This window comes from Burkholderia anthina, from assembly GCF_001547525.1.
In the GTDB taxonomy this organism is placed as follows: domain Bacteria; phylum Pseudomonadota; class Gammaproteobacteria; order Burkholderiales; family Burkholderiaceae; genus Burkholderia; species Burkholderia semiarida.
Genome location: NZ_CM003768.1, coordinates 2,607,097 through 2,632,473, shown reverse-complemented (window position 1 = coordinate 2,632,473; position 25,377 = coordinate 2,607,097). Strand labels below are relative to the sequence as shown.

General features: G+C 67.4%; 26 protein-coding genes. 19 read left to right on the top strand and 7 right to left on the bottom strand.

Annotated features, from left to right (window positions below):
* Positions 1-5: 5 nt before the first annotated feature.
* The 4 genes from fliJ (at position 6) to WS64_RS11990 (ending at position 3,109) form a co-directional block, all read left to right on the top strand.
* Positions 6-464: a flagellar export protein FliJ gene (gene fliJ / locus WS64_RS12000; RefSeq protein ID WP_060966537.1), complete on the top strand. Its 459-nt coding sequence runs from the start codon at positions 6-8 to the stop codon at positions 462-464.
* Positions 465-495: 31 nt separating this feature from the next.
* Positions 496-1,875 (top strand): flagellar hook-length control protein FliK, encoded by a 1,380-nt coding sequence (locus tag WS64_RS11995; protein WP_060966536.1) that lies wholly within the window; start codon positions 496-498, stop codon positions 1,873-1,875.
* A 533-nt stretch (positions 1,876-2,408) separates the two neighbouring features.
* A complete protein-coding gene (locus tag WS64_RS35220; protein WP_230943841.1) occupies positions 2,409-2,597 on the top strand; it encodes a DUF6402 family protein in 189 nt (62 codons plus the stop codon).
* On the top strand, positions 2,594-3,109 hold the full coding sequence (locus WS64_RS11990; RefSeq protein ID WP_060966535.1) for a hypothetical protein: 516 nt from the start codon (positions 2,594-2,596) through the stop codon (positions 3,107-3,109). The genes WS64_RS35220 and WS64_RS11990 overlap by 4 nt, the downstream gene beginning before the upstream one ends.
* A gap of 77 nt (positions 3,110-3,186) precedes the next feature.
* Here WS64_RS11990 and WS64_RS11985 read toward each other — a convergent pair whose 3' ends face one another.
* A complete protein-coding gene (locus WS64_RS11985) occupies positions 3,187-4,827 on the bottom strand; it encodes a GMC family oxidoreductase (RefSeq protein WP_060966534.1) in 1,641 nt (546 codons plus the stop codon).
* Between the two features lie 467 nt (positions 4,828-5,294).
* Here WS64_RS11985 and WS64_RS34295 point away from each other — a divergent pair, with 467 nt between their 5' ends.
* Both WS64_RS34295 and WS64_RS11975 read left to right on the top strand, forming a co-directional pair.
* The gene (locus WS64_RS34295) at positions 5,295-5,795 is read left to right on the top strand and encodes a hypothetical protein (protein ID WP_155720420.1); all 501 of its coding nucleotides are present in this window, start codon (positions 5,295-5,297) and stop codon (positions 5,793-5,795) included.
* Complete coding sequence (locus tag WS64_RS11975) at positions 5,792-7,234, top strand: coniferyl aldehyde dehydrogenase (protein WP_060966532.1); 1,443 nt, start codon at positions 5,792-5,794, stop codon at positions 7,232-7,234. Before WS64_RS34295 ends, WS64_RS11975 begins: the two co-directional genes overlap by 4 nt.
* A gap of 75 nt (positions 7,235-7,309) precedes the next feature.
* Here WS64_RS11975 and WS64_RS11970 read toward each other — a convergent pair whose 3' ends face one another.
* On the bottom strand, positions 7,310-8,341 hold the full coding sequence (locus WS64_RS11970; RefSeq protein WP_060966531.1) for a serine/threonine protein kinase: 1,032 nt from the start codon (positions 8,339-8,341) through the stop codon (positions 7,310-7,312).
* A 38-nt stretch (positions 8,342-8,379) separates the two neighbouring features.
* On the bottom strand, positions 8,380-8,592 hold the full coding sequence (locus tag WS64_RS11965) for a hypothetical protein (RefSeq protein WP_006477514.1): 213 nt from the start codon (positions 8,590-8,592) through the stop codon (positions 8,380-8,382).
* Between the two features lie 819 nt (positions 8,593-9,411).
* Here WS64_RS11965 and WS64_RS11960 point away from each other — a divergent pair.
* Both WS64_RS11960 and WS64_RS11955 read left to right on the top strand, forming a co-directional pair.
* Entirely contained in the window at positions 9,412-10,299 is an 888-nt protein-coding gene (locus WS64_RS11960) for a DMT family transporter (protein ID WP_060966957.1), read from the top strand.
* Between the two features lie 354 nt (positions 10,300-10,653).
* Positions 10,654-10,839, top strand: a complete 186-nt coding sequence (locus tag WS64_RS11955; RefSeq protein WP_006482800.1) for a hypothetical protein — start codon at positions 10,654-10,656, stop codon at positions 10,837-10,839.
* A gap of 107 nt (positions 10,840-10,946) precedes the next feature.
* On the opposite strand, the gene mgrA is transcribed toward WS64_RS11955, so the two are convergent.
* Positions 10,947-11,990, bottom strand: a complete 1,044-nt coding sequence (gene mgrA / locus WS64_RS11950; protein ID WP_059642533.1) for an L-glyceraldehyde 3-phosphate reductase — start codon at positions 11,988-11,990, stop codon at positions 10,947-10,949.
* Between the two features lie 193 nt (positions 11,991-12,183).
* Here mgrA and WS64_RS11945 point away from each other — a divergent pair, with 193 nt between their 5' ends.
* The gene (locus WS64_RS11945; protein ID WP_059583985.1) at positions 12,184-12,390 is read left to right on the top strand and encodes a DUF3185 family protein; all 207 of its coding nucleotides are present in this window, start codon (positions 12,184-12,186) and stop codon (positions 12,388-12,390) included.
* Between the two features lie 139 nt (positions 12,391-12,529).
* On the opposite strand, the gene WS64_RS11940 is transcribed toward WS64_RS11945, so the two are convergent.
* Complete coding sequence (locus WS64_RS11940) at positions 12,530-13,303, bottom strand: phytanoyl-CoA dioxygenase family protein (RefSeq protein WP_060966530.1); 774 nt, start codon at positions 13,301-13,303, stop codon at positions 12,530-12,532.
* 352 nt (positions 13,304-13,655) lie between these two features.
* Here WS64_RS11940 and WS64_RS11935 point away from each other — a divergent pair, with 352 nt between their 5' ends.
* Positions 13,656-13,997 carry a hypothetical protein gene (locus tag WS64_RS11935; protein ID WP_059642539.1) on the top strand — a complete coding sequence of 114 codons (342 nt, stop codon included), beginning with the start codon at positions 13,656-13,658 and terminating at the stop codon, positions 13,995-13,997.
* Positions 13,998-14,108: 111 nt separating this feature from the next.
* Here the strand turns inward: WS64_RS11935 and metK are convergent, their stop codons facing one another.
* Complete coding sequence (gene metK, locus WS64_RS11930; protein ID WP_011546455.1) at positions 14,109-15,296, bottom strand: methionine adenosyltransferase; 1,188 nt, start codon at positions 15,294-15,296, stop codon at positions 14,109-14,111.
* A gap of 265 nt (positions 15,297-15,561) precedes the next feature.
* Here metK and lpxL point away from each other — a divergent pair, with 265 nt between their 5' ends.
* Positions 15,562-16,446: a lauroyl acyltransferase LpxL gene (lpxL, locus tag WS64_RS11925; RefSeq protein ID WP_059583990.1), complete on the top strand. Its 885-nt coding sequence runs from the start codon at positions 15,562-15,564 to the stop codon at positions 16,444-16,446.
* A 30-nt stretch (positions 16,447-16,476) separates the two neighbouring features.
* On the opposite strand, the gene WS64_RS11920 is transcribed toward lpxL, so the two are convergent.
* Positions 16,477-16,779 (bottom strand): HigA family addiction module antitoxin, encoded by a 303-nt coding sequence (locus WS64_RS11920; RefSeq protein WP_060966529.1) that lies wholly within the window; start codon positions 16,777-16,779, stop codon positions 16,477-16,479.
* A 387-nt stretch (positions 16,780-17,166) separates the two neighbouring features.
* Here WS64_RS11920 and dapF point away from each other — a divergent pair, with 387 nt between their 5' ends.
* The 8 genes from dapF to hslU all read left to right on the top strand — a co-directional run bounded on the left by dapF (position 17,167) and on the right by hslU (position 25,367).
* Positions 17,167-18,036 (top strand): diaminopimelate epimerase, encoded by an 870-nt coding sequence (dapF, locus tag WS64_RS11915; protein WP_060312248.1) that lies wholly within the window; start codon positions 17,167-17,169, stop codon positions 18,034-18,036.
* 37 nt (positions 18,037-18,073) lie between these two features.
* Positions 18,074-18,793, top strand: coding sequence for a DUF484 family protein (locus WS64_RS11910; RefSeq protein WP_059642547.1), 720 nt, complete (start codon positions 18,074-18,076; stop codon positions 18,791-18,793).
* A gap of 13 nt (positions 18,794-18,806) precedes the next feature.
* Positions 18,807-19,727 carry a tyrosine recombinase XerC gene (gene xerC / locus WS64_RS11905; RefSeq protein ID WP_059642549.1) on the top strand — a complete coding sequence of 307 codons (921 nt, stop codon included), beginning with the start codon at positions 18,807-18,809 and terminating at the stop codon, positions 19,725-19,727.
* Between the two features lie 76 nt (positions 19,728-19,803).
* Positions 19,804-21,018, top strand: a complete 1,215-nt coding sequence (locus WS64_RS11900; RefSeq protein ID WP_011546461.1) for a class I SAM-dependent rRNA methyltransferase — start codon at positions 19,804-19,806, stop codon at positions 21,016-21,018.
* 97 nt (positions 21,019-21,115) lie between these two features.
* On the top strand, positions 21,116-22,303 hold the full coding sequence (locus WS64_RS11895) for a CobW family GTP-binding protein (RefSeq protein ID WP_208606835.1): 1,188 nt from the start codon (positions 21,116-21,118) through the stop codon (positions 22,301-22,303).
* Positions 22,304-22,798: 495 nt separating this feature from the next.
* Positions 22,799-23,215: an RNA polymerase-binding protein DksA gene (dksA, locus tag WS64_RS11890; protein ID WP_006477498.1), complete on the top strand. Its 417-nt coding sequence runs from the start codon at positions 22,799-22,801 to the stop codon at positions 23,213-23,215.
* A 261-nt stretch (positions 23,216-23,476) separates the two neighbouring features.
* Positions 23,477-24,013, top strand: a complete 537-nt coding sequence (hslV, locus tag WS64_RS11885) for an ATP-dependent protease subunit HslV (RefSeq protein ID WP_059583998.1) — start codon at positions 23,477-23,479, stop codon at positions 24,011-24,013.
* Positions 24,014-24,023: 10 nt separating this feature from the next.
* Positions 24,024-25,367: an ATP-dependent protease ATPase subunit HslU gene (gene hslU, locus WS64_RS11880; RefSeq protein ID WP_059584000.1), complete on the top strand. Its 1,344-nt coding sequence runs from the start codon at positions 24,024-24,026 to the stop codon at positions 25,365-25,367.
* The last annotated feature ends 10 nt before the right edge of the window (positions 25,368-25,377 follow it).

Sequence of the window (25,377 nt, the reverse complement as noted above, 5' to 3'; positions counted from 1 at the left end):
TCCCGATGGCCCACGGCTTTCCCCTTCAGTTGCTGCTCGACCGTGCGCAGGAAGACCTCGACTCGGCCGCGAAGCAGCTCGGCACCGCGCAGCGCGACCGCACCGCGGCGGCCGAACAGCTCGACGCGCTGCTGCGCTACCGCGACGAATATCACGCGCGCTTCGCGCAATCCGCGCAGAGCGGGATGCCGGCCGGCAACTGGCGCAATTTCCAGGCGTTCATCGACACGCTCGATGCGGCGATCGCGCAGCAGCGCACCGTGCTCGCCGCGGCCGACGTCCGCATCGACGAGGCGCGCCCGAACTGGCAGCAGAAGAAACGGACCGTCGGCTCGTATGAAATCCTGCAGGCGCGCGGCGTCGCGCAGGAAGCGAAGCGCGACGCCCGGCGCGAACAGCGCGACGCCGACGAACATGCCGCGAAGATCCTGCGCATGCGGGCCGACGCGGCCCACTCGTCGTAACCGACCACCGCCTTCGAACGAGAGAACCGTCATGCCTCCCCTGCCCCTGCTCGGCGCGCTGCTCGACACCGCCGGCGCCGCACTCAAGGCCACCCGCGGCCCGGGCGCGTCCGCCACTGCCAACGATGCGTCGGCTGCCGCGAGCGCCGTGCCGTTCGCGCAGACGCTGAAGCAAAGCGTCACCACGCGCGGCGACACGGCCAGCACCGGTACGCCGGACGTGCCGGCCAAACAGGCTTCGTCGAAGCCGGCCGCCGGTGCGAAGCCGTCCGGCACGGACGACGACGACGCAACCGACGCCACGGCCGCGAACGCCACCGCCACCGCCAACCCCGATGCCGCCGCGCTCGCGGCTGCCGCGGCCGTGCAGGCGCAACTGCAGGCGCGTCCGGACACCGCGACGCCGGCCGACGCGACGACCGCCGCCGCGGCGGCTGGCGCTGCCGCCGCGCAAAAGACGGCCATGCCGGGCCAGCCGGACGCCGCGGCCACGCTCGCCGACCATGCGACCCAGGACGCAGCCGCCCTGCCAACCGACCCGGCATCGAGCCGCGACGCGCTGCAAGCGGCGCTCGCCAAGCTGACGGGTGGTGCGAACGCGATTGCGATGCCTGCGACCGGCACGAGCGCCGCCGCCACGCCGACGGCGCCGGCCGCGACCACGTCGAACGCCGCCGCGCCGCTCACGCCGAAAGTGCCGACCTTCGACCGTACGCTCGCCGACGCGAAAAGCGCGCTCGCCACCCAGCAGACGCCGGCCCAGATCACGCCGCAGACGCTGCAGGCCGACGCGAACGCGCAATCCGGCGCACAGCACGCGCTCGCGGCAGCCGGCAACGCAACCGACCCGGCCGCCAGCGCGACGCTCGCGGCAGGCGCGGCGGCCACCGCCGCCGCGCAGGCGAACCTGCAACTGTCGCCAGCCGCCGGTGCGATCGCCGCCGCGAACGCGCACGCGCTCGCGCCGCACGTCGGCACGGCCGACTGGACGGATGCGCTGAGCCAGAAGGTCGTATTCCTGTCGAATGCGCACCAGCAGAGCGCCGAGCTGACGCTCAACCCGCCCGATCTCGGGCCGCTGCAGGTCGTGCTGCGCGTCGCGGACAATCACGCGCACGCGCTGTTCGTGTCGCAGCACGCGCAGGTGCGCGACGCGGTCGAAGCCGCGCTGCCGAAGCTGCGCGAGGCGATGGAAGCGGGCGGGCTCGGGCTCGGCAGCGCGACCGTCAGCGACGGCGGCCTCGCGTCGCAGCAACAGCAGCAAAACCCGCAGCAGACCTTCGCCGGCGGCCAGCCGTCGCGACGCGGGAACGGCGGACCGTCAGCCGTCGATGCACCCGTCGACGCCGCGCGATCCGCACCGGTCGCCGCACCCGTGAGCCGCGCCGGGCTCGTCGATACGTTTGCCTAGCGTGTGTCCCGCCAATCACGAGCTTACGCCGGCCGCCGGAGGGGGCCGAGCGTAGCTTCGGTTGGCTCAACCGCCCCAGACGCCTGGCTCGCGACAATAAGCGATTGCCTGAAACCTCGACCGATCTCCCCAATCCTTGTCTTTGCCATGCGCCCTGTTCGTTCAGGTTCGACCCGTTATGCAATGGGCTCAATTTCGCAGCGCAATCGCATGAAATGTCACAAACGTAGGATGGCGGCGCGGTAAGCACCACCGGCCCGGCCGTGAGCCGTCGATTCTTGATGCCGGTCTTCGTGCTTTGGTTGCCTCGAGCAGGTTCCAACAGATACGCCGCAAGATTGCCAAGTTTTGAGCGGCGTGATCTATGCGAAGCCGGCACTGGTCTTCACCGATGGCCACGTCCTGTACCCGATGCATGCTGTTTTCAATGCCGCCAATGCGCTCGCACGGCCCGTGCAATGCGGGCCGCGTCAGCAGGCAAGCTCGACACGTAGTAACGCCGTTCGGTCGTGCTGACATTGCCGATTTCCTGAGTGGCCTCGACCATCGCGATCAAGCGTAGAGACGGCCGTACATCCGGCTCCGAGAACGTCTACTATCCCGTTCGAAATAGCTCGTTTCGCCAATGGCAGCTGCGCCACCAGCGTGGCGGTGACTTCGTCATATTTTCCGATTACCGCTATATAACGTTGCGGCAACCCATTCAACTCAGATTCGCATGAGCACAATCGTCAACGAAGCCGGCATTGCCCTAATGGCAATCCTTCTGGTTGCAACCTTACCCATCGTCACACTGGCTTCTCTCGTTCGATTGCTGCACTCGATCCTGTCCAATCCAGGCGACCGGGGCGGCGCCATTGCGCAAGAGGTCAAGATTTTAGTTAGACGTACCTTCACGGCAGTTGCCGTCGTCGTCGCCCTTGGATGTGTGTGGGGCTACTGGAAGGATGCGCAACGGCGTGCGGATTGCGAGCCTGACGCGCGAGACAGCGAACACTCTCCGGACGGAAGTTATCTAGCTCGATACTGCTATTTTCGGAACACGATCGTTCTTAGACTGTACGACAAGGAGGGAAAGCGTCTCCTTGCCGAACGAACGTATCGGGACACGTCTGGCCTGCCGGTGAGCCTTTATTGGAAAGAGCACGCACTGATGTACGCCGAAGAGCAAGAACTCGGCGGAATCAGTTTGCCACCCACCTTTCTTGATCGAGCGACGGCGCAGTTGCCGTAGCACGTCACGTTCGGCGCTGGCACAGCGCCTCGGCGAGAAACCGGCCCGGCATCGCCGCGCCGCCCGCTGCCCACCGCTTAGCGACCGTGCACCGCCGCGGCCGCCTCGCCGCGCGGCACGCCGCCCTTGCGCGCCGCGGCGATGAAGTCCGCCGCGCGTTCGCCGATCATCACCGACGGCGCATTCGTGTTCCCGCCGACCAGCGTCGGCATCACCGACGCATCCACCACGCGCAATCCGTCGACGCCGCGCACGCGCAGTTGCGGATCGACGACCGCGCGCGCATCCGAGCCCATCCGGCAGGTGCCGACCGGGTGATAGATCGTGTCCGCATGCGCGACGATCGTCGCGCGCAGCTCCGCTTCGCTCTGGTCCGGCCGCGTGTACAGCTCGCGCCCGCCCTGCGACGCCAGCGGCGCCTGCGACAGGATGCGGCGCATCGCCTGCGTGCCGCGCACCAGCAGGTCGAGGTCGCGTGAATCGCTGAAGAAGCGCGGATCGATCAGCGGCGCATCGCGCGCATCGCCGCTCGCGAGCGCGACCGTGCCGCGGCTGAACGGCCGCAGTGCGCACACGTGCAGCGAATAGCCGAAGCCCCAGTGCATCTTGCGGTTGTGATCGTCGACGAGCGCCGTGCAGAAATGCAGTTGCAGGTCGGGACGCTCGAGCGATGGGTCGCTCTTGATGAAGCCGCCGGCCTCCGCGACGTTGCTCGTCATCATCCCCGTGCGGCGCGAGAAATAGCGCACGAGCGCCGGCGTCATCTTCGCGATGCCGCGCAGGCACACGCCGACCAGCTCCGACGAATTCACGCGCGTGTTGATGATGAAGTCGATGTGGTCGATCAGGTTCGCGCCGACGTCCGGCGCATCGTGCACGACCGCGATCCCGTGCCGGCGCAACTGTTCGGCCGGGCCGATCCCCGAACACATCAGCAGTTGCGGCGAATTGAACGCGCCGGCCGACAGGATCACTTCCGCGCGCGCGCCGAGCGTCTCGACCCGCCCGTCGCGCGACACGACGACGCCGACCGCGCGCTTGCCGTCGAAGCCGACGCGCAGCACCGTCGCATCGGTGATCACGTGCAGGTTCGGCCGGTTGCGGCCGTAGATATACGCGCGCGCCACGCTGCAGCGCGCGCCGTCGCGATGCGTGACCTGATAGAAGCCGACGCCTTCCTGCGTCGCGCCGTTGAAGTCGTCGTTCAGCGGATAGCCGGCCGCTTGCGCGGCCTGGATGAATCGTTCGGAGAACGGATTGCGAAAGCGCAGATCCGACACCGTGAGCGGGCCGTCCGCGCCGTGCCATGCATCCGCGCCGCGCTCGTTGCCTTCCGCGCGGCGGAAATACGGCAGCACGTCCTGCCAGCCCCAGCCCGTCGCGCCCAGTTGCGCCCACTCGTCGTAGTCGCCCGGGTGGCCGCGCGTATAGATCATCGCGTTGATCGCGCTCGAGCCGCCCATCCCGCGCCCGCGCGGCTGGTAACCGCGCCGCCCGCCGAGGCCCGGCTGCGGCACCGTCTCGTAGCCGTAGTTCGTGCCGAGCTTGAACGGCACCAGCGCCGCGATGCCGACCGGCATGTTGACGAGCAGATTGCGCTCCGTATGCGAGCCGGCCTCGATCAGCGCGATCGTCGCATCGGGGCAGGCGTCGGCGAGACGGCCGGCAAGGCTCGCTCCGCCCGAACCTCCGCCCACGATGATGTAGTCGTATTGCATGTCACGTCTCCGTCGTGTCATGGAGGGCGCCCGGCACCGCCGCGCGACCGTGTCTCCTCTTTGGAGGGCCTGTTTGCAGATGGAACACGCATGCGAATGCCCGAAATCGCTCGTAGGGCAAGGAGCGACGAGCGACGCCGCCATACGCCCCGAAGGAAGTCCTCTTGGGGGACGGGCGATTTCGGGCATTCCCGTGACATGATTTTTTTAATTTGGAGTTGCCACGAGAACGGCCGCTCGCGAGGCGCGCGACGCCGCGAGCGGCCGTTCTCGCGGCAACGCATGCGTGTTCCATCTGCAAACAGACCCTCGGGGCATTGTAGGAATGGCCGTCCCGTGCGCGGCGCGCCGATTCAAGAGCGATTCCTCTAAACGCCCGCGTGAACTAAATTTAAGATGTGTCGATGCGCTTCGCGCGATGCACCGGCCACGAGAAGCCGATTCGTCGCGAAACGGGAGGAATGACGATGCAGCGCCAGATCCTGCAGGCCGCGTGCCGACCGGGTGATCCAGAGGTCAAGCGCGCGGCCCGCATTTCATTTCAAACGGCGGCCCGCGCGACGCTGCGCGGCGTGATGCGCGCCCTCGGTCGAAATCGAACGGCGCGTGTCGTCGCCGACCGTTTGGACGGTGTCTCGGCGCCGTCGCACGACGCGCGGCGACACGCCGTCACGGACCCGTCGCGCGACGCTGCCGCGTTGCGCCGGCACACGCTCGCAAGACGGCGTCGCGTGCCCGCGCGTCACCGCATCGGGCCGTGCGCGCGTGCCGTGCGGCACGACTTTCGGACACGGACACCGTCGCGCGGATACGACGCCGGCCGCATGCATCAACCGGTTTTCGAGCACCCGTCGCATCCGGCCCCGTGCCGCGCGACACGCATCACCCGATCCGCGTCGCCGCGCTCGCCGAGCGTGCGGCGTGACGGCCGGCCGACCAGCCAGGCCCAACTGGAGGAGACGACATGAAGAACGACCTGCCCGAACTGGCTCCGCAAGCACGCCCGTCGGTCGATGCGCTGACGTCGCTGCTGCACGACCAGCGCGCGGCGTACCTGCGCGCACCGTACCCGGCGTGGGACACGCGTGCGCAGCACCTGCGCGCGCTGCGCACGATGCTGATCGACCATGCGGATGCGCTCGCCGACGCGATCAGCGCCGATTTCGGCCATCGCGCGAAGCAGGAAGTGCTGCTGTCGGAAATCTGGATGGCGAAGGAAGAGATCGACGACGCGCTGAAGCACGGCAAGCGCTGGATGAAGCCGATCCGCAAGCCGATGAACAAATGGCTGCGCCCGGCGCGCGCGAAGGTGATACCGCAGCCGCTCGGCGTGGTCGGCATCGTCGTGCCGTGGAACTACCCGGTGCTGCTCGCGGTCGGCCCGCTGATCTGCGCGCTCGCCGCCGGCAACCGCGCAATCATCAAGATGTCCGAACTGACGCCGCGCACGTCGGCGCTGTTCGAGCAGCTCATCGGCAAGACCTTCACGCGCGACCACGTCGCGGTCGTCAACGGCGACGCGGAGGTCGGCGCCGCATTCAGCGCGCTGCCGTTCGACCATCTGCTGTTCACCGGCTCCACGCAGGTCGGCCGCCACGTGATGCGCGCGGCCGCCGACAACCTCACGCCCGTCACGCTCGAGCTCGGCGGCAAGTCGCCGGCGATCATCGGCCCGAATGCGCGCTTCGACGCGGCCGTCGACGCGATCGTCGCCGGCAAGACGCTGAACGCCGGCCAGACCTGCATCGCGCCCGACTACGTGCTGCTGCCGCGCGGGATGGAAGGCGCGTTCATCGAACGCGCGCGAACCCGCTTCGCGAAGCTGTATCCGGACCTGTCGGCCAACGGCGACTACACGACGATCGTGTCGCCGCGCCACTACGCACGCCTGCAGCAACTCGCGAGCGACGCGCAGGCGGGCGGCGCGCAGTTGCATCCGCTGTCCGACGCGCAGTCCGATCCCGTGTCGCGCCGCTTCGTGCCGTGCGCGCTCACGCGGGTGCCGGCCGCGTCGCAACTGATGCAGGAGGAAATCTTCGGGCCGCTGCTGCCGCTCGTGCCGTACGAACGGCTCGACGAAGCGATCGCATACGTCAATGCGCGCCCGCGTCCGCTTGCGCTATACCTGTTCGACGAGGATGGCGGCACGGTCGACCGCGTGATGCACGAAACGATCTCCGGCGGCGTAACGGTCAACGAAACGCTGATGCACATCGCGTGCGGCAGTTTGCCGTTCGGCGGCGTCGGCGCGAGCGGCATGGGCGCGTATCACGGCTACGACGGCTTCGTCACGTTCTCGAAGATGAAGCCCGTGCTCACGCAGGCGCGGCTGAACGCGCGCAACCTGCTCGCGCCGCCGTACGGCAAGCGCTTCGCCGCGCTGATCAAGGTGATGCTGAAGTTCTGAGGTAGACGGGCCGCGCGCGTCGCGCCGCGGCCCTTGCCGCACGGCATGGGATGCCGCGCACGCAGCCGTCGTCCATCACACGGGCCAGAGCGGCCCTTCCTGCATCGCGCCGATCTGCTCGCGCAATTCGAGCACGCGCGCTTCCCAGTAACGATGCGTGTTGAACCACGGGAACGCGGCCGGAAACGCCGGGTCGTCCCAGCGCCGCGCGAGCCACGCCGCGTAGTGGATCAGCCGCAGCGTCCGCAGCGCTTCGACCAGATGCAGCTCGCGCGGCTCGAATTCGCAGAAATCCTCGTAGCCGGCGAGCAGGTCCGCCAGCGCGCGCGACGCGCCTTCGCGATCGCCCGGCAGCAGCAGCCACAGATCCTGGACGGCCGGCGCCATCCGGCTGTCGTCGAAGTCGACGAAATGCGGGCCGGCATCGGTCCACAGCACGTTGCTCGGATGACAGTCGCCGTGCGTGCGCAGCAGGCGGATCTCGCCCGCGCGCTCGAACGCGGCCTCGACGCCTTCGAGCGCGAGTGCGACCGCGGTCTCGTACGCCGGCCTTACGTCATCCGGAATGAAATCGTGCGCGAGCAGGTAGTCGCGCGGCTCGTAGCCGAACGTACCGATGTCGAGCACGGGACGCGCGACATACGGCTGCGTCGCGCCGACCGCATGAATGCGGCCGATGAAGCGGCCGAGCCATTCGAGCGTGTCGCTGCGGTCGAGATCGGGTGCGCGGCCGCCGCGCCGCTCGAAGATCGAGAAGCGGAAGCCGTCGAACGCGTGCAGCGTGCGGCCGTCGAAGGCTCGCGCGGGCACCGCCGGAATCTCGCGCGCGGCGAGTTCGGCGACGAACGCATGCTCTTCGAGAATCGCGTCGTCCGACCAGCGCGCCGGGCGATAGAACTTCGCGACGACCGGCGGGCCGTCTTCGATACCGACCTGGTAGACGCGGTTTTCGTAGCTGTTGAGGGCGAGCAGGCGCCCGTCGGTGCGCAGGCCGGCCGGCATCAGCACGCTGTCGAGCGCGTCGAGCACGCACTCGGGCGTGAGGCCGGCGAACGGCGGGCTGGCGGGAGAAGCGGGAGCGGAAGCGGTGTCGGTCATGCCCCGCATTGTGCCGCCAGCCGGACCGAAAGACGAGCGTCCGGTGCTTAGTGAAGCGCCGCGCCGGCCGGCAGAACCGATTCGCCGGTGTCGATCAGGTCCTCGAGAAAGAACGGCTCGGTGTTGAGTTCTTTCGACTCACCCGGCACGCCCGCGTACCAGGTCACCATGGCCATGTCGCCCAGGATGCGCTGGACGATGCCGCGCGCGCCCTTCGGCACGGCGATATGGGTAGTGCAGACGATCGACCCGATATGCATGATGGTTCCCCACTCTTGAATCTTGAAACCCGGCCCGCTGGCGAGCCGGCAAATGCACGATCCGCGCCGCTCTCGGCGGAGCGTTGCGCGTGATCCCATTGTTCACGGTTTATCGAAGCGCGAAAAGAAGAAGAAGCGGGCGAAGTGCCGCGAATTCGTCGAATGTCTCCAATCAACCACTGCGCCGGGCACGCACTTGCCCACCCGGTTACCCCCATCATACCCTGTCGAATGCGGCTGCCTACCGAAACCGTCCCGCGCCGCCGCGCACGCGCGATCGACGCAACGCGCGTCCCGTTTCGCTTGCGCCGCGCGCAATCGTCGGAACACGCCCGCGATCGGCGCTGACATCACCTCGCGCGCGTCGCTTGCCGATCGCCTTCTTCCGTTCGCCGAAAGCTTGCATGCGCATCGGCCGGCAAGCCGGCGCCGCCTTGCATCGCCGCGACCTATCGCCCCACCCGCGATGCGCCGCCGCCGACAGCAGTTGCGTTCGACGGCTGCCTTGCGGTACCTTTGGCTTTCATTCGCGTTCAATCGCATTCCGACACGATGCATCCGCTCACGTCCGCCCGCGCAACATCCCGGCCGCAGTTCGACTCGCGGCCGCGGGCGTGCATGCATCCGTCGGTCCTTCCTCCTCCTGTCGCACCGCCGCGCGTCTGCGCCGCGCCGCCCCCGCCGGCGGCACGCGCCGGCTGACTCGCCGGCTTCTTCGTCTTCCATTCGCCCCGTTGTCTGCACGTGCGTGCGTCATGACGCACGGCACGTTGCCGCGCGCGGATGGAACGTTTCGATCCGTTCGACAGGTGGATTCACATGGTTTCGTTCAAACGCGCGCTTGCCGCGCATGGCGCGACGTCGCTCTTCGTGCTGCTGTGGAGCAGCGGCGCGATCTTCGCTGAACTCGGTTTGCGGCACGCCTCCGCGTTCGCCTTTCTCACTGCCCGTTTCGCGCTCGCCTCATTCGTGCTGCTCGTGCTGGCCTTCATGCGCAAACGCTGGCTGCCGCCGCGCGGCGAGCGGCGCATGGCCGCGCTGACCGGATTGCTGATGATGGGCGGCTATTCGATCTTCTATCTGCTCGCGCTCGAGCGCGGCATCGCGCCCGGCGTGCTCGCGACGATCCTCGGCGTGCAGCCGATCCTCACGCTCGCGATCGTCGAGCGGCGCTGGCAGCCGGCGCGCATCGCGGGGCTCGCGCTGTCGCTCGCCGGCCTCGCGCTCGTCGTCGGTCGCGGCGTGAGCGGCGGGACGGGCGGCCTGTCGGCGGCCGGCATCGCGTGCGCGCTCACGGCGCTCGTCGCGCTGACCGTCGGCTCGCTGCTGCAAAAGCGCGTGCGCGCGGCGCCCGCCGACGTGCTGCCGATGCAGAACGCGATCGGCCTCGCGCTGTGCGTCGCGATCGTGCCGTTCCGGCCGGTGTCGTTCGAGCTGAACTGGGCGTTCGTCGTGCCGCTGCTGTGGCTCGGCATCGTGATTTCGGTGATCGCGCAACTGCTGTTCTACCGATTGATGCAGCGCGGCGATCTCGTGAACGTGACGAGCCTGTTCTATCTCGTGCCGGTCGTCACCACGCTGATGGATGCCGCGTGGCTCGGCAACCGGCCCGAGCCGCTCGCGCTCGCCGGCATGGGCGCGATCATCGCCGGGCTCGCGCTCGTGTTCCGCGCGCCGGCCGGCCGCCCGCAATCCGACCGCGCGTGAGCGGGCCGGCCGCCGCGCCCGCGGGTGCGGCGGCCCGTATCGGACACATACGACGATTCCGCGAAAATCGAAAGGAACGGGAAAGATGCGTGCAAGGCGTTCGTCTTGTTCGCACGAAAAATGCGGGATTCCCGGGGCTTTCCGCTGATTTTTAATGGTTCGGATAGCGAAAAACGCCGCCGGTTGCCTATACTCGAATGGACCGGCCTGCTCGTAACGGGCCGGACCAACTAGAAACACCCGGCATGGGGCCGGGGTGAGCGCACGCGTGCCGGCTTCGGCCGATATCCCGCAGGGATGGAGCCGCCCAGGCACGCACTGAAGCGCTCACTTCGGCCGACACTGGAGACACGCATGACGACCTACTTCACGATCGGCGACTTCATCCTGTTGATTCCGATGGCGCTGGCCGGAGCGCTATTTCTCGGCGCGGTGCCGTGCGCCACCCAGTTCCGTCACAACTTGCTGCGCGTACTCGGCGTCATTCTCGGCGTCGGCGTCGCGGTATTGCTGGTTGAAGGCCTGCCCGCGCTGATCTAGCGCCACCGCCGTGCGCGACACACCTCGCTGCACGGCAGCGACGTGACGCACTGCCTGCGCGTCGACGATACGGCGCGCGATGTTTCGCACGCCGTATCGACTTCCGGTCAGATCGCCTGATCGGTGGACGGCTTTTCCCACAGATTGATGCCGCCTTCCGTCGCGTAGCGATCGATCTCCGCGAGCTCCTCCGCCGAGAATGCGAGGTTCTTCAACGCGCCGACGTTCTCGCGCACCTGCTCCGCCCGGCTCGCGCCGATCAGCGCGGACGTCACGCGGCCGTCACGCAGTACCCACGCCAGCGCCATCTGCGCGAGGCTCTGCCCGCGCCGTTCGGCGATCGCGTTGAGCTTGCGTACATGCTCGAGGTTGTCCGCGCTCAGGTGCTCCTGCTTCAGCGAGCCGCCGCCCGGCTTGTTCACGCGCGCGTCGGCCGGCACGCCGTTCAGGTACTTCGACGTGAGCAAGCCCTGCGCGAGCGGCGTGAACGCGATGCTGCCCGCGCCGACGTCGTCGAGCGTGCCGAGCAGGTCGCGCTCGATCCAGCGGTTCAGCAGGTTGTACGACGGCTGGTGAATCAGCAGCGGCACCTTGTACTGCGCGAGCAGGTCGGCCATCTCGCGCGTCTTCGCGGCCGAATACGACGAGATGCCGATGTAGAGCGCCTTGCCCTGCTGCACGGCCGACGCCAGCGCGCCCGCCGTTTCCTCGAGCGGCGTATGCGCGTCGAAACGGTGCGAATAGAAGATGTCGACGTAGTCGAGCCCCATCCGCTGCAGGCTCTGATCGAGGCTCGCGAGCACGTACTTGCGCGAGCCGCCGCCGCTGCCGTACGGGCCCGGCCACATGTCCCAGCCGGCTTTCGTCGAGATCAGCAACTCGTCGCGATACGGCCGGAAATCCTCCTTCAGCAGCCGGCCGAAGTTGGTTTCGGCGCTGCCGTACGGCGGCCCGTAGTTGTTCGCGAGGTCGAAATGGTTGATGCCGAGATCGAACGCGGTGCGCAGGATCTCACGCTGCGTCGAGATCGGCGTCGAATCGCCGAAGTTGTGCCACAGGCCGAGCGACAGGGCGGGCAGTTTGAGCCCGGATTTGCCGCAGGTACGGTATTGCATGTCGGCATAACGTTCGGAAGCTGCTTCGTAGGCCATGAGTCTGTTCCGTCAGGACATCGGGGGAAGGGACGCGCGCCGGCCGCGCCGATGGCGCGACGGCGGCGAAGGAGTCATACGACGACTATGGTAGCGAAAGCGGCCGAATCGCGCACGGCGGCACGGCGATGGACGCGACCGCGGCGCTCGCCTACACTGCGGCGTCTCGAATCACCGTTTCAGCGAGGTTGGTATGTCCCGGGTCATCTCGGTTGCACTGCTCGTCGGCGGCATCGTGCTGCTGTATTTCGGCGGCCAGTCGTTCCATTCGATCAACGACAACGTGTCGCGCTTCTTCACCGGCTCGCCCGCGACGAAGACGATCCTGCTGATCGTCGGCGGCGCCGTCGCGTCGTTCATCGGCCTGATCGGCCTCGCGATGCCGGGCGGCAAGCGCTGATCGCGACGCATCCGCGGCTCGCGACACGCGCGGGGGCCGCGCCAAACGAAACGGGCGGCCAGGCCGCCCGTCGTTTCATCCGCCCGCGATGCGCCGCATCGCGTGGCTGCGGCGGCTTCACCGGCCGCCAGATCCACGCCTAGAACTGCACTTCCGGCTTCGACGCCGAGCGCGTGCCGGGCACCGGCCGGTTGCTCGCGCCATGGTACGTGTACACGAGCGAGAACTTCACCTGGTCGGAACGGTTCTGCCCGGCCGAATGCAGCGTGTTGCAGTGGAAGAACACGACGTCGCCCGTCTGCAGCGACGGGCACGTGGCCGCGTCGATCATCCTGCGATTTTCCGGCAGATCGCCGCGGAAGAACTTCGCGTCATCGAACGCTTCCGGCCCGAATTCGGCCGTATGCGAGCCGGGCACCAGCCACAGCGCGCCGTTCTCGTTGGTTTCCGGCCCCAGCGCGAGCCACACCGACACCATGTCCGGGCGCTCGAATGCCCAGTAGCGGAAATCGCGATGCCAGCCGGTCAGGCTGCCGTACGCCGGGTGCTTCGTCATCATGCAGTTGTGATGCGCGCGCGACAGCACGGGTTGCTCACCGAAATACTCGCGCATCCATGCGCCGATTTCGGGCGCGATCGCACGCTCGGCGAATGCCGGATCGCGCGAGTACGCATCGAGCAGGCGCCGCACCGTATGCCCGCCGGGCGCATGCTTCGATTCGGGCGCGCCCGGGTAGCGCAGGTCGGCCTCGAATTCGATCGGCTCGGCGGCCTCCCGCAACTGGCGCTCCGCGATCTGCCTGAGCGTCGCGCACTGCGCTTCGCCGACGAGGCCGCGCGCGACGACGAAGCCGCGCTCGCGCAATTCCGCGACTTGCGCGCGGATCGATTCCGACTGCAATGGAGACGACATGGGATGCCAGACGTTTATTGTGTGAATGTGACGATTGTAAATCGGCGCCGGATACCGCGAACAGCGCCATTGTCGTGCGCAGGGGCATGCCAATCGCGGATTTGATCCAGCGCAAGGGAACTGTGCGGCGCGGCACCTGCCTGAGCGACAGGCGGTATGCGGCACACGCGTTGCGGCACAAGGGTTTATCGCGACTTTTGCCCGTCACGAATCCCCTGTAGCCTGACGCGGCCTGTCAATTCTGGCGGGCGCGGCGCGCAACGGGTTTCGGTAAGATCCGTTGCGTCATCCGAGGCCGTTCATACCAGTGCGCTCTGCAGGGCGCCATCCATACAAGCGAAGCATCGTTCACATGCCATTCCGTCTGACTTCCCGTTTCAACCGCGCTGCGAAGCGCGTCGTGCCGTCCGCTCCCGCCCGCCCGCTGCGCCACCACCGCGCACGCACGCAGGCGCTGGCCGAACGTACGCACCCGCACAGCCGGCTGGACGGCATCCGTGCGTGGTTTCACGCGTTTTTCTCGATGATGAGCACGCAGGCGTTCGCGCGCCGCGCCGGCCTGCGCTCGCTGCTGCAGAAGCCGTCGTCGCTGCGCGCGCTCGCGCTGCGCCGCAAGCTCGGCCCGCAGCGCCGCGTCAACCGCCCGCGCCGCCTGGCAGCAAGCAACGGCTGGTTCGGGTTCGGCGCGCGCTGAGAATGTACGCGGCGGGCGTCGTCCGCCCCGATCGGCCGCCATTGCTTCGGCGATCGAACCCATAAAAAAACCCCGGCTTGGCCGGGGTTTTTCATTTCAGGCGAACGACGCTCACGCGACGCGTGCGGTCGGCTCCACGCCGGCCGCTTCGGCCAGCGCGAGCGCCTTGTCGGTCGCTTCCCACGAGAACTCCGGCTCTTCGCGGCCGAAGTGGCCGTAAGCCGCGGTCTTCTCGTAGATCGGGCGCAGCAGGTCGAGCATCTTGATGATGCCCTTCGGACGCAGGTCGAAATGCTCGCGCACGAGCTTCGTGATCACTGCATCCGACACGCGGCCCGTGCCGAACGTGTTGACCATCACCGAGGTCGGCTCGGCCACGCCGATCGCGTACGACACCTGGATCAGCGCGCGCGACGCGAGGCCCGCGGCGACGATGTTCTTCGCGACGTAGCGGCCCGCATACGCGGCCGAACGGTCGACCTTCGACGGATCCTTGCCCGAGAACGCGCCGCCGCCGTGCGGTGCGGCGCCGCCGTAGGTGTCGACGATGATCTTGCGGCCCGTCAGCCCGCAATCGCCCTGCGGGCCGCCGATCACGAACCGGCCGGTCGGGTTCACGAGGAACTTGATGTCGCCCTTGATCAGTTCGGCCGGCAGCGTCGGCTTGATGATTTCCTCGATCACCGCTTCGCGCAGCGCGGGCAGTTCGATGTCCGGTGCGTGCTGCGTGGACAGCACGACGGTGTCGATCGAATCGGGCTTGCCGTCGACGTAGCGGACGGTGACCTGCGACTTCGCGTCCGGACGCAGCCATTGCAGGCGGCCGTCGCGGCGCAGGCTGGCCTGGCGCTCGACGAGGCGGTGCGACAGGTAGATCGGCAGCGGCATCAGTTCCGGCGTTTCGTCGCACGCATAGCCGAACATCAGGCCCTGGTCGCCCGCGCCTTGATCGAGGTTGTCGTCGTGTGCACGATCGACGCCCTGCGCGATGTCCGGCGATTGCTTGTCGTATGCGACGAGCACCGCGCAACCCTTGTAGTCGATGCCGTAGTCGGTGTTGTCGTAGCCGATGCGCTTGATCGTATCGCGCGCGATCTGGATGTAATCGATGTTCGCCGTCGTGGTGATTTCACCGGCCAGCACGACGAGACCGGTGTTGCACAGCGTTTCCGCCGCGACGCGGGAGTATTTGTCCTGCTCGAGGATGGCGTCGAGAATCGCGTCCGAGATTTGGTCCGCGACTTTGTCCGGATGGCCTTCGGAGACGGATTCGGACGTGAAGAGATAATCGTTTGCCACTTTTTCAGGCTCCTGTGTGGTTACGGTTGGTTTCACGTAGCCAGCTTCGTTGGGCCTGAAGCGGCGACGCTTTAGCGGATTACCAGGACCGGGCAGCGTGTGTCGCGCCAGCCGGCTTCGCCCCGCAAGTTGTCAGTTAACTCGGCGAAGCCCGTATTATAGCGGCTTTCCTGAATTGTCACAGAGCGCCGCCCGTGCTGCATCTTCCGCTGTCTTACCACCCTGTTCGCAACGTGCCGGCCAGCCGGCCCCACGGAGATTCCGCATGCTAGGCCGCCTCGGCACGCACCTCGCCATCGGCTTGCTGAAGCTGCTCGCGCTACTGCCGTACGGTCTGACCGCACGGTTCGGCGATGGCCTCGGCTGGCTGCTGTATCAGATCCCCAGCCGGCGAAAGCGCATCGTACATACGAATCTGAAACTCTGCTTCCCCGACTGGAGCGACGAGCGGCGCGAGGACGTGGCGGGCCGGCATTTCCGCCATGCGATCCGCAGCTACGTCGAGCGCAGCGTGCAGTGGTTCGGCTCGGAGAAGAAGCTCGCGAAGCTGATCCAGGTCGACAGCGCGGTCGATCTCACCGATCCGGACCTGCCGCCGACGCTGTTCCTCGGCCTGCACTTCGTCGGCATCGAAGCCGGCTCGATCTGGCTGAACCGGTCGCTGCACCGCCGCTGCGGATCGCTGTACCAGCCGTTCTCGAATGCGGTGCTCGAGGAGGAGGCGAAGAAGGCGCGCGGGCGCTTCGACGCCGAGATGGTCGGCCGCGCGGACAGCGCGCGCGTCGTGCTGCGCTGGCTGCGCGACCGCAAGCCGGTGATGCTCGGCGCCGACATGGACTACGGGCTGCGCAACTCGACGTTCGTCCCGTTCTTCGGCGTGCCGGCGTGCACGCTGACGGCCGTCGGCCGGCTCGCGAAGACGGGCCGTGCGCAGGTCGTGCCGTTCATCGGCGAGGTGTTGCCCAACTACAAGGGCTACCGTCTGAAGGTATTCAAGCCGTGGGATCACTACCCGACCGGCGACGACGATCTCGACGCGCGGCGGATGAACGCGTTCCTCGAGGAGCAGATTCCGCTGATGCCCGAGCAGTACTACTGGGTGCACAAGCGCTTCAAGACGCGACCGCCCGGCGAACCCAGCCTGTACTGAGCCTGCCGCGAGAGATGCGCGGGCGCGCCGTCATGGCCGCGCCTGCGCTCTCGCCACCTTCGGCGCGCCTTTTTCGTGCGCCTGCCAGAGATCGTAGGCCGACTGCTGCGCGAGCCACAGATCGGCCCTTCCCCCGTTTTCCTCGCCGAGCCACGCTTCGAGGCGCAACGCCATTTCCGGCGAGATGCCGGCATGGCCGTGCAGGATCCGCGACAGTGCGGCACGCGTCACGCCGAGTTGCGACGCGGCCTCGGTGACGGTCAGGCCGAGCGCCGGCAGCACGTCGTCGCGCAGCGTTTCGCCCGGATGGGGCGGATTGAAGATGCGGGTCATGGTGTTGGATCAATTCAGTGACGAGGCGCGATGCCGGAAACGCCGGCAGCGCATAGCCGCACTATACGAATCACCGGATTGGGACATCAATTTGACGGGTACGAAATACACATCGCGCACCGTTCCGCGTACCGGCCACAGCCGAGCCCGCCACGCCGCCCCCCTGTCAATCCGCCCGCTCATCATCCGCGCGACCAGTCGGCGCGATCGGCAGACAAGGCCCCCGCCCCCCGCACAACGGACGCCGGCCCGCCCGCGCAGGACGCCCCTGTCGGCTGCATGTATCATTTGCGGTTGAGATCGGCACGACGAACGAGGCCGCCCGGCATGGCAGCCGGCCGTCCGTGTCGTGCCGACCGCCTTGTTCGCCATGGAATTCCGGACCCAGTGAAACTCTCGTTCACCAAGATGCACGGCGCGGGCAACGACTTCGTCGTGCTCGACGGCTATTCGCGCGCGCTGCCGCCGCTCACCGAAGCGCAGGTGCGCGCGCTCGCCAACCGCCACTTCGGTATTGGCGCCGATCAGTTGCTGCTCGTCGAGAAACCGACCGTCGACGGCGCGGATTTCAAGTACCGGATCTTCAATTGCGACGGCGGCGAGGTCGAGCACTGCGGCAACGGCGCACGCTGCTTCGTGAAGTTCGTCAGCGACCGCGGCCTGACCGACAAGCGCAGCGTGCGCGTGCAGGTCATGAAGGGCCTGATCACGCTGACGCTGCAGGAGAACGGCGAAGTCGTCGTCGACATGGGCGCGCCCGTGTTCGCGCCCGCGCAAGTGCCGTTCGAGGCGTCGGGCCTCGACGGCCGCAAGGAAGGCAACGACACGCTGTGGCCGCTCGACGTCGGCGGCGCGACGCGCTGGATCTCGACGGTGTCGATGGGCAATCCGCACGCGGTGCAGGTCGTCGACGACGTCGAAGCGTATCCGGTGCTGGAAGAAGGCCCGCTGATCGAGCGCCATGCGCGCTTCCCGCAGCGCGTGAACGCCGGTTTCATGCAGATCGTGTCGCGCCACGAGGTGAAGCTGCGCGTGTACGAACGCGGCGCGGGCGAGACGCTCGCGTGCGGCACCGGCGCGTGCGCGGCGGTCGCGGCCGGTATCCGGCGCGGCCTGCTCGATTCGCCCGTGACCGTGCACACGCACGGCGGCACGCTGACGATCGGCTGGGACGGCGCGCGCGACGAAACCGCCGCGCTGATGATGGCCGGCCCCGCCACGACCGTGTTCGAAGGCGAGATCGACCTGAACGCCTGACCCTGCAACGTCCCTGATAACTGAACGCTCCAGCCACATGAACGATCGCGAAGTCGCCGACTACCTGCTCGCCAATCCCGAATTCTTCGCGCAGCACGCCGAACTGCTCGCGACGATCCGTCTCGCGAACCCGCACGGCAAGGCCGCGATCTCGCTGCAGGAGCGGCAGATGGAAATGCTGCGCGACAAGAACAAGCATCTCGAACGCCGGCTCGCCGAGCTGGTGCGCTACGGCCACGAGAACGACAGCCTGTCCGCGAAGTTCAGCCGCTGGACCGCGCGCGTGATCGCGGAACGCGATCCGTATGCGCTGCCGCGCACGATCGCCGACGGCATCGCCGACGTGTTCGACGTGCCGCAAACGGCGCTGCGCGTCTGGGACGTGGCCGACACCTACGCGCAAGCCGATTTCGCCCGCCAGGTCGGCGAGGAAGTGCGCCTGTTCACGAACGGGCTGTCGACGCCGTACTGCGGCGCGAACACGGGCTTCGAGGCCGCCCAGTGGCTCGCGCCCGCGCGCGCCGCCGCGAGCGCGGCGGAAGGCACCGAAGCCGCGCCGGCCGGCGACGGCTCGGCCGCGTCGGTCGCGCTGCTCGCGCTGCGTGCGCCGCTCGCCGGCAACGATGCACCCGCGTTCGGCCTGCTGGTCCTCGGTTCGCCCGATCCGCGCCGCTTCCACGACGGGATGGCGACCGACTTCCTCGCGCAGATCGCGACGCTCGCGAGCGCGGCGCTCACGCGCCTGCTGCCGCACTGATCCGCCGCACGCGATGACCGACGATCCGATCGCCGCCTACCTGTCGAACCTGAAGCACGTCAGGCAACTGTCGGAACACACGCTGCGCGCATACACGCACGAGCTCGACGAACTGAGGAAGCTTGCCGCCGGCCGGCCGCTCGAAGCATTGACCGCCGCCGACATGCGCGGCGCGGTCGCGCGCGCGCACGCGGGCGGGCTGTCCGCGCGCTCGATCTCGCACCGGCTGTCCGCCTGGCGTGCGTTCTACCGCTGGCTCGCGCAACGCATCGAGATGCCCGCGAACCCGGTCGCCGCGGTACGCGCGCCGAAGCGCCCGAAAACCCTGCCGAAGGCGCTGTCGGTCGACGACGCATCCGCGCTGATGGACGCGCCGCTCGCCGGCACGACCGAAGGCATCCGCGATCACGCGATCCTCGAGCTGTTCTATTCGTCGGGGCTGCGCCTCGCCGAATTGATCGGGCTCGACGTCCGGTACACGCAGGCCGACGGCTACCGCTCGGCCGGCTGGCTCGATCTCGCCGAGGCCGAAGTCACCGTGCGCGGCAAGGGCAACAAGGAGCGCAAGGTGCCGGTCGGCCGCAAGGCGATCGACGCGCTGAACGCGTGGCTCGCGGTGCGCGGCGAGTTCGTGAAGCACGATCCGCATCCGCTGTTCGTGTCGGTGCGCGGCAACCGGATGTCGCCGGGCGTGGTGCGCGAGCGCGTGAAGCGCGCGGCGCTCGCCGCCGGCATCCCCGCCAACGTCCACCCGCACGTGCTGCGCCATTCGTTCGCGACGCACGTGCTGCAGTCGAGCGGCGACCTGCGCGCGGTGCAGGAACTGCTCGGCCACGCGAGCGTCGCCGCGACGCAGGTCTATACGTCGCTCGACTTCCAGCATCTCGCGAAGATTTACGACAGCGCGCATCCGCGCGCGAAGAAGCGCGACTGACGCGCGCCCCGTGTTACCCGCCGCGCGCGGCGGCCGGCACCGGCCGGCGTCGCGCCCGGCCCCTTTCGATCTCACCATGCAAACCGTCACCCTCAAGCCGTCCAAGGAAAAATCGCTGCTGCGCCGCCATCCGTGGATCTACGCCAATGCGATCGACCGCGTCGACGGCAAGCCCGCGCCCGGCGCGACCGTGCTCGTGCGCGCGCACGACGGCCGCTTCCTCGCGCGCGGCGCGTACAGCCCCCAGTCGCAGATCCGCGTGCGGGTGTGGAGCTTCGACGAGCACGAACCGATCGATCACGCGTTCTTCAAGCGCCGCGTGCAGCGCGCGGTCGCGCACCGCACGACGATGGTGTCGGGCACGGGCGCGGTGCGGCTCGTGTTCGGCGAAGCCGACGGGCTGCCGGGGCTGATCGTCGACTACTACGTCGCGGACACCGCCGAAGCCGGCGCCGCGCCGCGCGGCCAGCTCGTCTGCCAGTTCATGGCCGCGGGCGTCGAAGCGTGGAAGGACGCGATCGTCGCGGCGCTTACCGGCGCGACCGGCTGCCCGAACGTGTACGAGCGCTCGGACGTGTCGATCCGCGACAAGGAAGGGCTCGAACAGACGACGGGCGTACTGGCCGGCGACGCGCCGCCCGCGACGCTGATCGCGAACGAAAACGGCGTGCGCTACCACGTCGACGTGCCGAACGGCCACAAGACGGGCTTCTACGTCGACCAGCGCGACAACCGCGCGCTCGTCGCGCAGTACGCGGCCGACCGCGACGTGCTGAACTGCTTCTGCTACACGGGCGGCTTCTCGCTCGCGGCGCTCAAGGGCGGTGCGAAACGCGTCGTGTCGATCGACTCGTCGGGCGACGCGCTCGCGCTCGCGCAGCAGAACGTCGTGGCCAACGGCTTCGACGCGGCGCGCGCGACCTGGCTCGACGCCGATGCGTTCAAGACGCTGCGCCGCCTCGTCGACGAAGGCGAGCGTTTCGACCTGATCGTGCTCGATCCGCCGAAGTTCGCGCCGACGCGCGACAGCGTCGATCGCGCGGCGCGCGCGTACAAGGACATCAACCTGAGCGGCTTCAGGCTGCTGCGTCCGGGCGGCCTGTTGTTCACGTACTCGTGCTCGGGCGCGATCGACATGGACCTGTTCCAGAAGATCGTCGCGGGCGCCGCGGCCGACGCGAAGGTCGACGCGCGGATCCTGAAGCGGCTCGGCGCGGGCGTCGATCACCCGCTGCTCGCCGCGTTCCCGGAAGGCGAATATCTGAAGGGCCTGCTGTTGCAAATCGTCTGATCGCCCCGATCTTGGCGGACACCCCGGTCCGCCGGCCCCGCCTGTCGGGCCGACGCTTGCCCCTGTCGTCCGGACGACGGGCGGGGGCTTGACAGGTATGTTTCAATGGATGGTTGTGCGCCCCGGCTCGCAGCGCGAGGGCGCGACGCACATCCTGGTTTTGACCCCGATTCACGAACCACAGGCGACCGACATGGCCACTCCCGTCACCATCCTTACCGGCTTCCTCGGCAGCGGCAAGACGACGCTGCTCAAGCGCATCCTGAACGAACAGCACGGCATGAAGATCGCCGTGATCGAGAACGAGTTCGGCGAAGAGAACATCGACAACGAAATCCTCGTGCAGGATTCGAACGAGCAGATCATCCAGATGAGCAACGGCTGCATCTGCTGCACGATCCGCGGCGACCTCGCCCGCGCGCTCGGCGATCTGGCCGCGAAGAAGCGCGAAGGCAAGCTCGACTTCGACCGCATCGTGATCGAGACGACCGGCCTCGCGAACCCGGGCCCCGTCGCGCAGACCTTCTTCATCGACAGCGAGATCGCCGACGATTTCCTGCTCGACGCGGTCATCACGCTGGTCGACGCGAAGCACGCGAACGCGCAGCTCGACGAACACGAAGTGGTGCAGCGCCAGGTCGGTTTCGCCGACCGCCTGTTCATCACGAAGTCGGATCTCGTCGACGACCAGACCGTCGCCGGCCTCAAGCACCGCCTGATGCACATGAACCCGAAGGCCGCGATCAAGGTCGTGAATTTCGGCGAGGCGGACATCAAGGAAATCTTCGACCTGCGCGGCTTCAACCTGAATGCCAAGCTCGAGATCGATCCCGATTTCCTCGCCGAGGACGATCACGCGCACGACCACCACGATCACGGCCATGATCACGGCCACGATCACGATCACGCGAATTGCGACCACGATCACGGCCAATGCGCGCACGATCACGACCACGGCCACCACCATCACCACCACGCGCACCACGACGACAAGATCAAGTCGTTCGTGTACCGCAACGACCGCCCGTTCGATCCGAACAAGCTGGAAGACTTCCTCGGCGGCATTCTGCAGATCTACGGCGAGCGGATGCTGCGCTACAAGGGCGTGCTGTACATGAAGGGCGTCGACCGCAAGGTCGTGTTCCAGGGCGTGCACCAGATGATGGGCAGCGACCTCGCGGCGAAGTGGCTGCCGGTCGAGAAGAAGACCAACAAGATGGTGTTCATCGGCGTCGATCTGCCGCAGGACCTGATCACCGACGGCCTCGACGCCTGCCTCGCCTGACCCGCGCAGGCGCCCGCCGCGCCCTTGCTGCCCGGCCGCCTGCGAGGCGGCGGGGGCCGCCGCGCGACGCCTTTGCCGGGCAGGGTTTCGCCGTCATCGCTTTTTCGCGATTTGCGCGTTATATTTTCTAGATATTGGCGCAGCCGACGGGGATCGACCCGATACGGCGCCCGCTTGCGATTCAGTTACAATACGTGCCCGCTGGAGTACGGCAACAAACAGGCCCGGTTCTTGCTGAACCAGTTTTCCGGGCATCGCAACCGCGCCGGATCGCCAATCCGCCTCCCGGCCGCGGCCGATGCGATGTGCCGCGCAGCACACCGGTTCGCAGCGCGCGCAAATCTGCGCCAGGCCTATCCTGGTATTTGAGAACCGGTTTTCCAGAGGCTTTCGGCCCCGCGGCGGCAAATCGCAAATGATTGCAAGCGCGGTTGCGGGTAATCCCAAAGTGCAGGCAATATCTCTTGATTTGCCGCACATTGAAGAAGCAAGCAGATGACGAAGAAACTCTTGACCGAAGCCGAAATCCTGAAGATGAGCGACAAGGATTACATGAATGAGGATCAGCTCGCCTTCTTCAAAAATCGGCTCGAACAGTTGCAGGCGGACATCCTCAAGAATGCAGGCCAGACGACCGAGAACCTGCGCGAGACGGTGATCGTCCCCGATCCCGCCGACCGCGCGACGATCGAGGAAGAGCACGCGCTCGAGCTGCGCACGCGCGATCGCGAACGCAAGCTCCTCAAGAAGGTTCAGCAGTCGCTCGCCCGCATCGATTCCGGCGATTACGGCTGGTGTGAGGAAACGGGCGAGCCGATCGGCATTCCGCGCCTGCTCGCGCGTCCGACCGCCACGCTGTCGCTCGAGGCGCAGGAGCGCCGCGAGCTGCGCCAGAAGCTGTTCGGCGACTGATCGAGCGGCATTCCGCTCCGACACACGCTGCTTCCCGAAAGCGCGCGGCCTGCCGCGCGCTTTTTGTTTTCCGGCACCGGTTCAGGGCCTGTTCCCCTGCTAACGGGCTTGCGCCGACCGATTTGCCTCCCCCTCTTGATATCCCGGCGCCCGCCCTAAAATGAAACGGACGCGCGCCGGGCCGCTCCCTGGCGCACTGCGGATTCACGCGGCGGCGCGTCGCGCCGCCCGACTCTTCCCCGTTTTTCTCAAGGAACGCAGATGGAGCAATTTCACGGCACGACCATCGTTTCGGTCCGGCGCGGCGACAAGGTCGCGCTCGGCGGCGACGGCCAGGTAACCCTCGGCAACATCGTCATGAAGGGTGGCGCGCGGAAAGTGCGGCGGATCTACAACAACCAGGTACTGGTCGGATTCGCGGGCGGCACCGCCGATGCGTTCTCGCTGCTCGACCGCTTCGAGGCGAAGCTCGAGAAGCACCAGGGCAACCTGACCCGCGCGGCCGTCGAGCTCGCGAAGGACTGGCGCACCGACCGGATGCTGCGCCGCCTCGAGGCGATGCTGATCACGGCCGATGCGAACACCACGCTCGTCATCACCGGCAACGGCGACGTGCTCGATCCGGAAGGCGGCATCTGCGCGATCGGCTCGGGCGGCGCGTACGCGCAGGCAGCGGCCCGCGCGCTCGTCGAGAACACCGAACTGTCACCGCGCGAGATCGTCGAGAAGTCGCTCGGGATCGCCGGCGACATGTGCATCTACACGAACCACAACCGCATCATCGAAACGATCGAGTAAGGACCGCCCCATGAGCACCATGACCCCTGCCGAGATCGTCTCGGAACTCGACAAGCACATCATCGGCCAGAACAAGGCGAAGAAGGCCGTCGCCGTCGCGCTGCGCAACCGCTGGCGCCGCCAGCAGGTCGCCGATCCGCTGCGCACGGAAATCACGCCGAAGAACATCCTGATGATCGGGCCGACGGGCGTCGGCAAGACCGAAATCGCGCGCCGCCTCGCGAAGCTCGCCGATGCGCCGTTCATCAAGATCGAGGCCACCAAGTTCACCGAAGTCGGCTACGTCGGCCGCGACGTCGACAGCATCGTGCGCGACCTCATGGAGACCTCGGTCAAGCAGACGCGCGAGACCGAAATGCGCAAGGTGCGCAGCAAGGCCACCGACCAGGCGGAAGACCGCATTCTCGACATCCTGCTGCCGCAACCGCGCGCGGTGGGTTTCGGCGGCAATGCCGATCACGCCAACGACGACAACAACGCGACGCGCCAGACCTTCCGCAAGCGCCTGCGCGAAGGCCAGCTCGACGACAAGGAAGTCGAGCTCGACCTCGAGCAGCCGTCGGTCGGCATGGACATCATGGCGCCGCCGGGCATGGAAGAGATGACCGAGCAGATCCGCTCGATGTTCTCGAACCTCGGCAGCGGCAAGAAGCAGCGCCGCAAGGTGAAGATCAAGGAAGCGCTGAAGCTGCTGACCGACGAGGAAGCGGCGAAGATGCTGAACGAAGAGGAAGTGAAGACGAAGGCCGTGCAGAACGTCGAGCAGAACGGCATCGTGTTCCTCGACGAGATCGACAAGATCACGTCGCGCAACAACGAAGGCAGCGGCGGCGAAGTGTCGCGCCAGGGCGTGCAGCGCGACCTGCTGCCGCTCGTCGAAGGCACGACGGTCAACACGAAGTACGGGATGGTGAAGACCGATCACATCCTGTTCATCGCGAGCGGCGCGTTCCACCTGGCGAAGCCGAGCGATCTGATTCCCGAACTGCAAGGCCGCTTCCCGATCCGCGTCGAGCTCGATTCGCTGTCGGTGAACGATTTCGAAGCGATCCTCGTCGCGACCGACGCAAGCCTCGTCAAACAGTACCAGGCGCTGCTCGCGACCGAGGACGTGCAGCTCGAATTCGCCGACGACGGCATCCGGCGCCTCGCCGAGATCGCGTTCGCGGTCAACGAGAAAACCGAGAACATCGGCGCGCGCCGGCTGTACACGGTGATCGAGAAGCTGCTCGAGGAAGTGTCGTTCTCGGCCGGCAACCATGCGGGCGAGCGCGTGACGATCGACGCGAAGTATGTCGATCGCGCGCTCGGCGAAGTGTCGCAGGACGAAGACCTGTCGCGCTACGTGCTGTAACGCGCGCAGT

Bases quoted from the DNA above. Each gene is read 5' to 3' on its own strand.
- WS64_RS11975 (WP_060966532.1), top strand. From the start codon at position 5,792: ATGAAGAACGACCTGCCCGAACTGGCTCCGCAAGCACGCCCGTCGGTC.
- WS64_RS11935 (WP_059642539.1), top strand. From the start codon at position 13,656: ATGCCATTCCGTCTGACTTCCCGTTTCAACCGCGCTGCGAAGCGCGTC.
- xerC (WP_059642549.1), top strand. From the start codon at position 18,807: ATGACCGACGATCCGATCGCCGCCTACCTGTCGAACCTGAAGCACGTC.
- WS64_RS11960 (WP_060966957.1), top strand. From the start codon at position 9,412: ATGGTTTCGTTCAAACGCGCGCTTGCCGCGCATGGCGCGACGTCGCTC.
- WS64_RS11995 (WP_060966536.1), top strand. From the start codon at position 496: ATGCCTCCCCTGCCCCTGCTCGGCGCGCTGCTCGACACCGCCGGCGCC.
- lpxL (WP_059583990.1), top strand. From the start codon at position 15,562: ATGCTAGGCCGCCTCGGCACGCACCTCGCCATCGGCTTGCTGAAGCTG.
- WS64_RS11900 (WP_011546461.1), top strand. From the start codon at position 19,804: ATGCAAACCGTCACCCTCAAGCCGTCCAAGGAAAAATCGCTGCTGCGC.
- WS64_RS34295 (WP_155720420.1), top strand. From the start codon at position 5,295: ATGCAGCGCCAGATCCTGCAGGCCGCGTGCCGACCGGGTGATCCAGAG.
- WS64_RS11965 (WP_006477514.1), bottom strand. From the start codon at position 8,592: ATGCATATCGGGTCGATCGTCTGCACTACCCATATCGCCGTGCCGAAG.
- WS64_RS11895 (WP_208606835.1), top strand. From the start codon at position 21,116: ATGTTTCAATGGATGGTTGTGCGCCCCGGCTCGCAGCGCGAGGGCGCG.
- WS64_RS11970 (WP_060966531.1), bottom strand. From the start codon at position 8,341: ATGCGGGGCATGACCGACACCGCTTCCGCTCCCGCTTCTCCCGCCAGC.
- WS64_RS11920 (WP_060966529.1), bottom strand. From the start codon at position 16,779: ATGACCCGCATCTTCAATCCGCCCCATCCGGGCGAAACGCTGCGCGAC.
- WS64_RS11910 (WP_059642547.1), top strand. From the start codon at position 18,074: ATGAACGATCGCGAAGTCGCCGACTACCTGCTCGCCAATCCCGAATTC.
- hslV (WP_059583998.1), top strand. From the start codon at position 23,477: ATGGAGCAATTTCACGGCACGACCATCGTTTCGGTCCGGCGCGGCGAC.
- WS64_RS11945 (WP_059583985.1), top strand. From the start codon at position 12,184: ATGTCCCGGGTCATCTCGGTTGCACTGCTCGTCGGCGGCATCGTGCTG.
- WS64_RS11990 (WP_060966535.1), top strand. From the start codon at position 2,594: ATGAGCACAATCGTCAACGAAGCCGGCATTGCCCTAATGGCAATCCTT.
- hslU (WP_059584000.1), top strand. From the start codon at position 24,024: ATGAGCACCATGACCCCTGCCGAGATCGTCTCGGAACTCGACAAGCAC.
- mgrA (WP_059642533.1), bottom strand. From the start codon at position 11,990: ATGGCCTACGAAGCAGCTTCCGAACGTTATGCCGACATGCAATACCGT.
- WS64_RS11940 (WP_060966530.1), bottom strand. From the start codon at position 13,303: ATGTCGTCTCCATTGCAGTCGGAATCGATCCGCGCGCAAGTCGCGGAA.
- dksA (WP_006477498.1), top strand. From the start codon at position 22,799: ATGACGAAGAAACTCTTGACCGAAGCCGAAATCCTGAAGATGAGCGAC.
- WS64_RS11985 (WP_060966534.1), bottom strand. From the start codon at position 4,827: ATGCAATACGACTACATCATCGTGGGCGGAGGTTCGGGCGGAGCGAGC.
- fliJ (WP_060966537.1), top strand. From the start codon at position 6: ATGGCCCACGGCTTTCCCCTTCAGTTGCTGCTCGACCGTGCGCAGGAA.
- WS64_RS11955 (WP_006482800.1), top strand. From the start codon at position 10,654: ATGACGACCTACTTCACGATCGGCGACTTCATCCTGTTGATTCCGATG.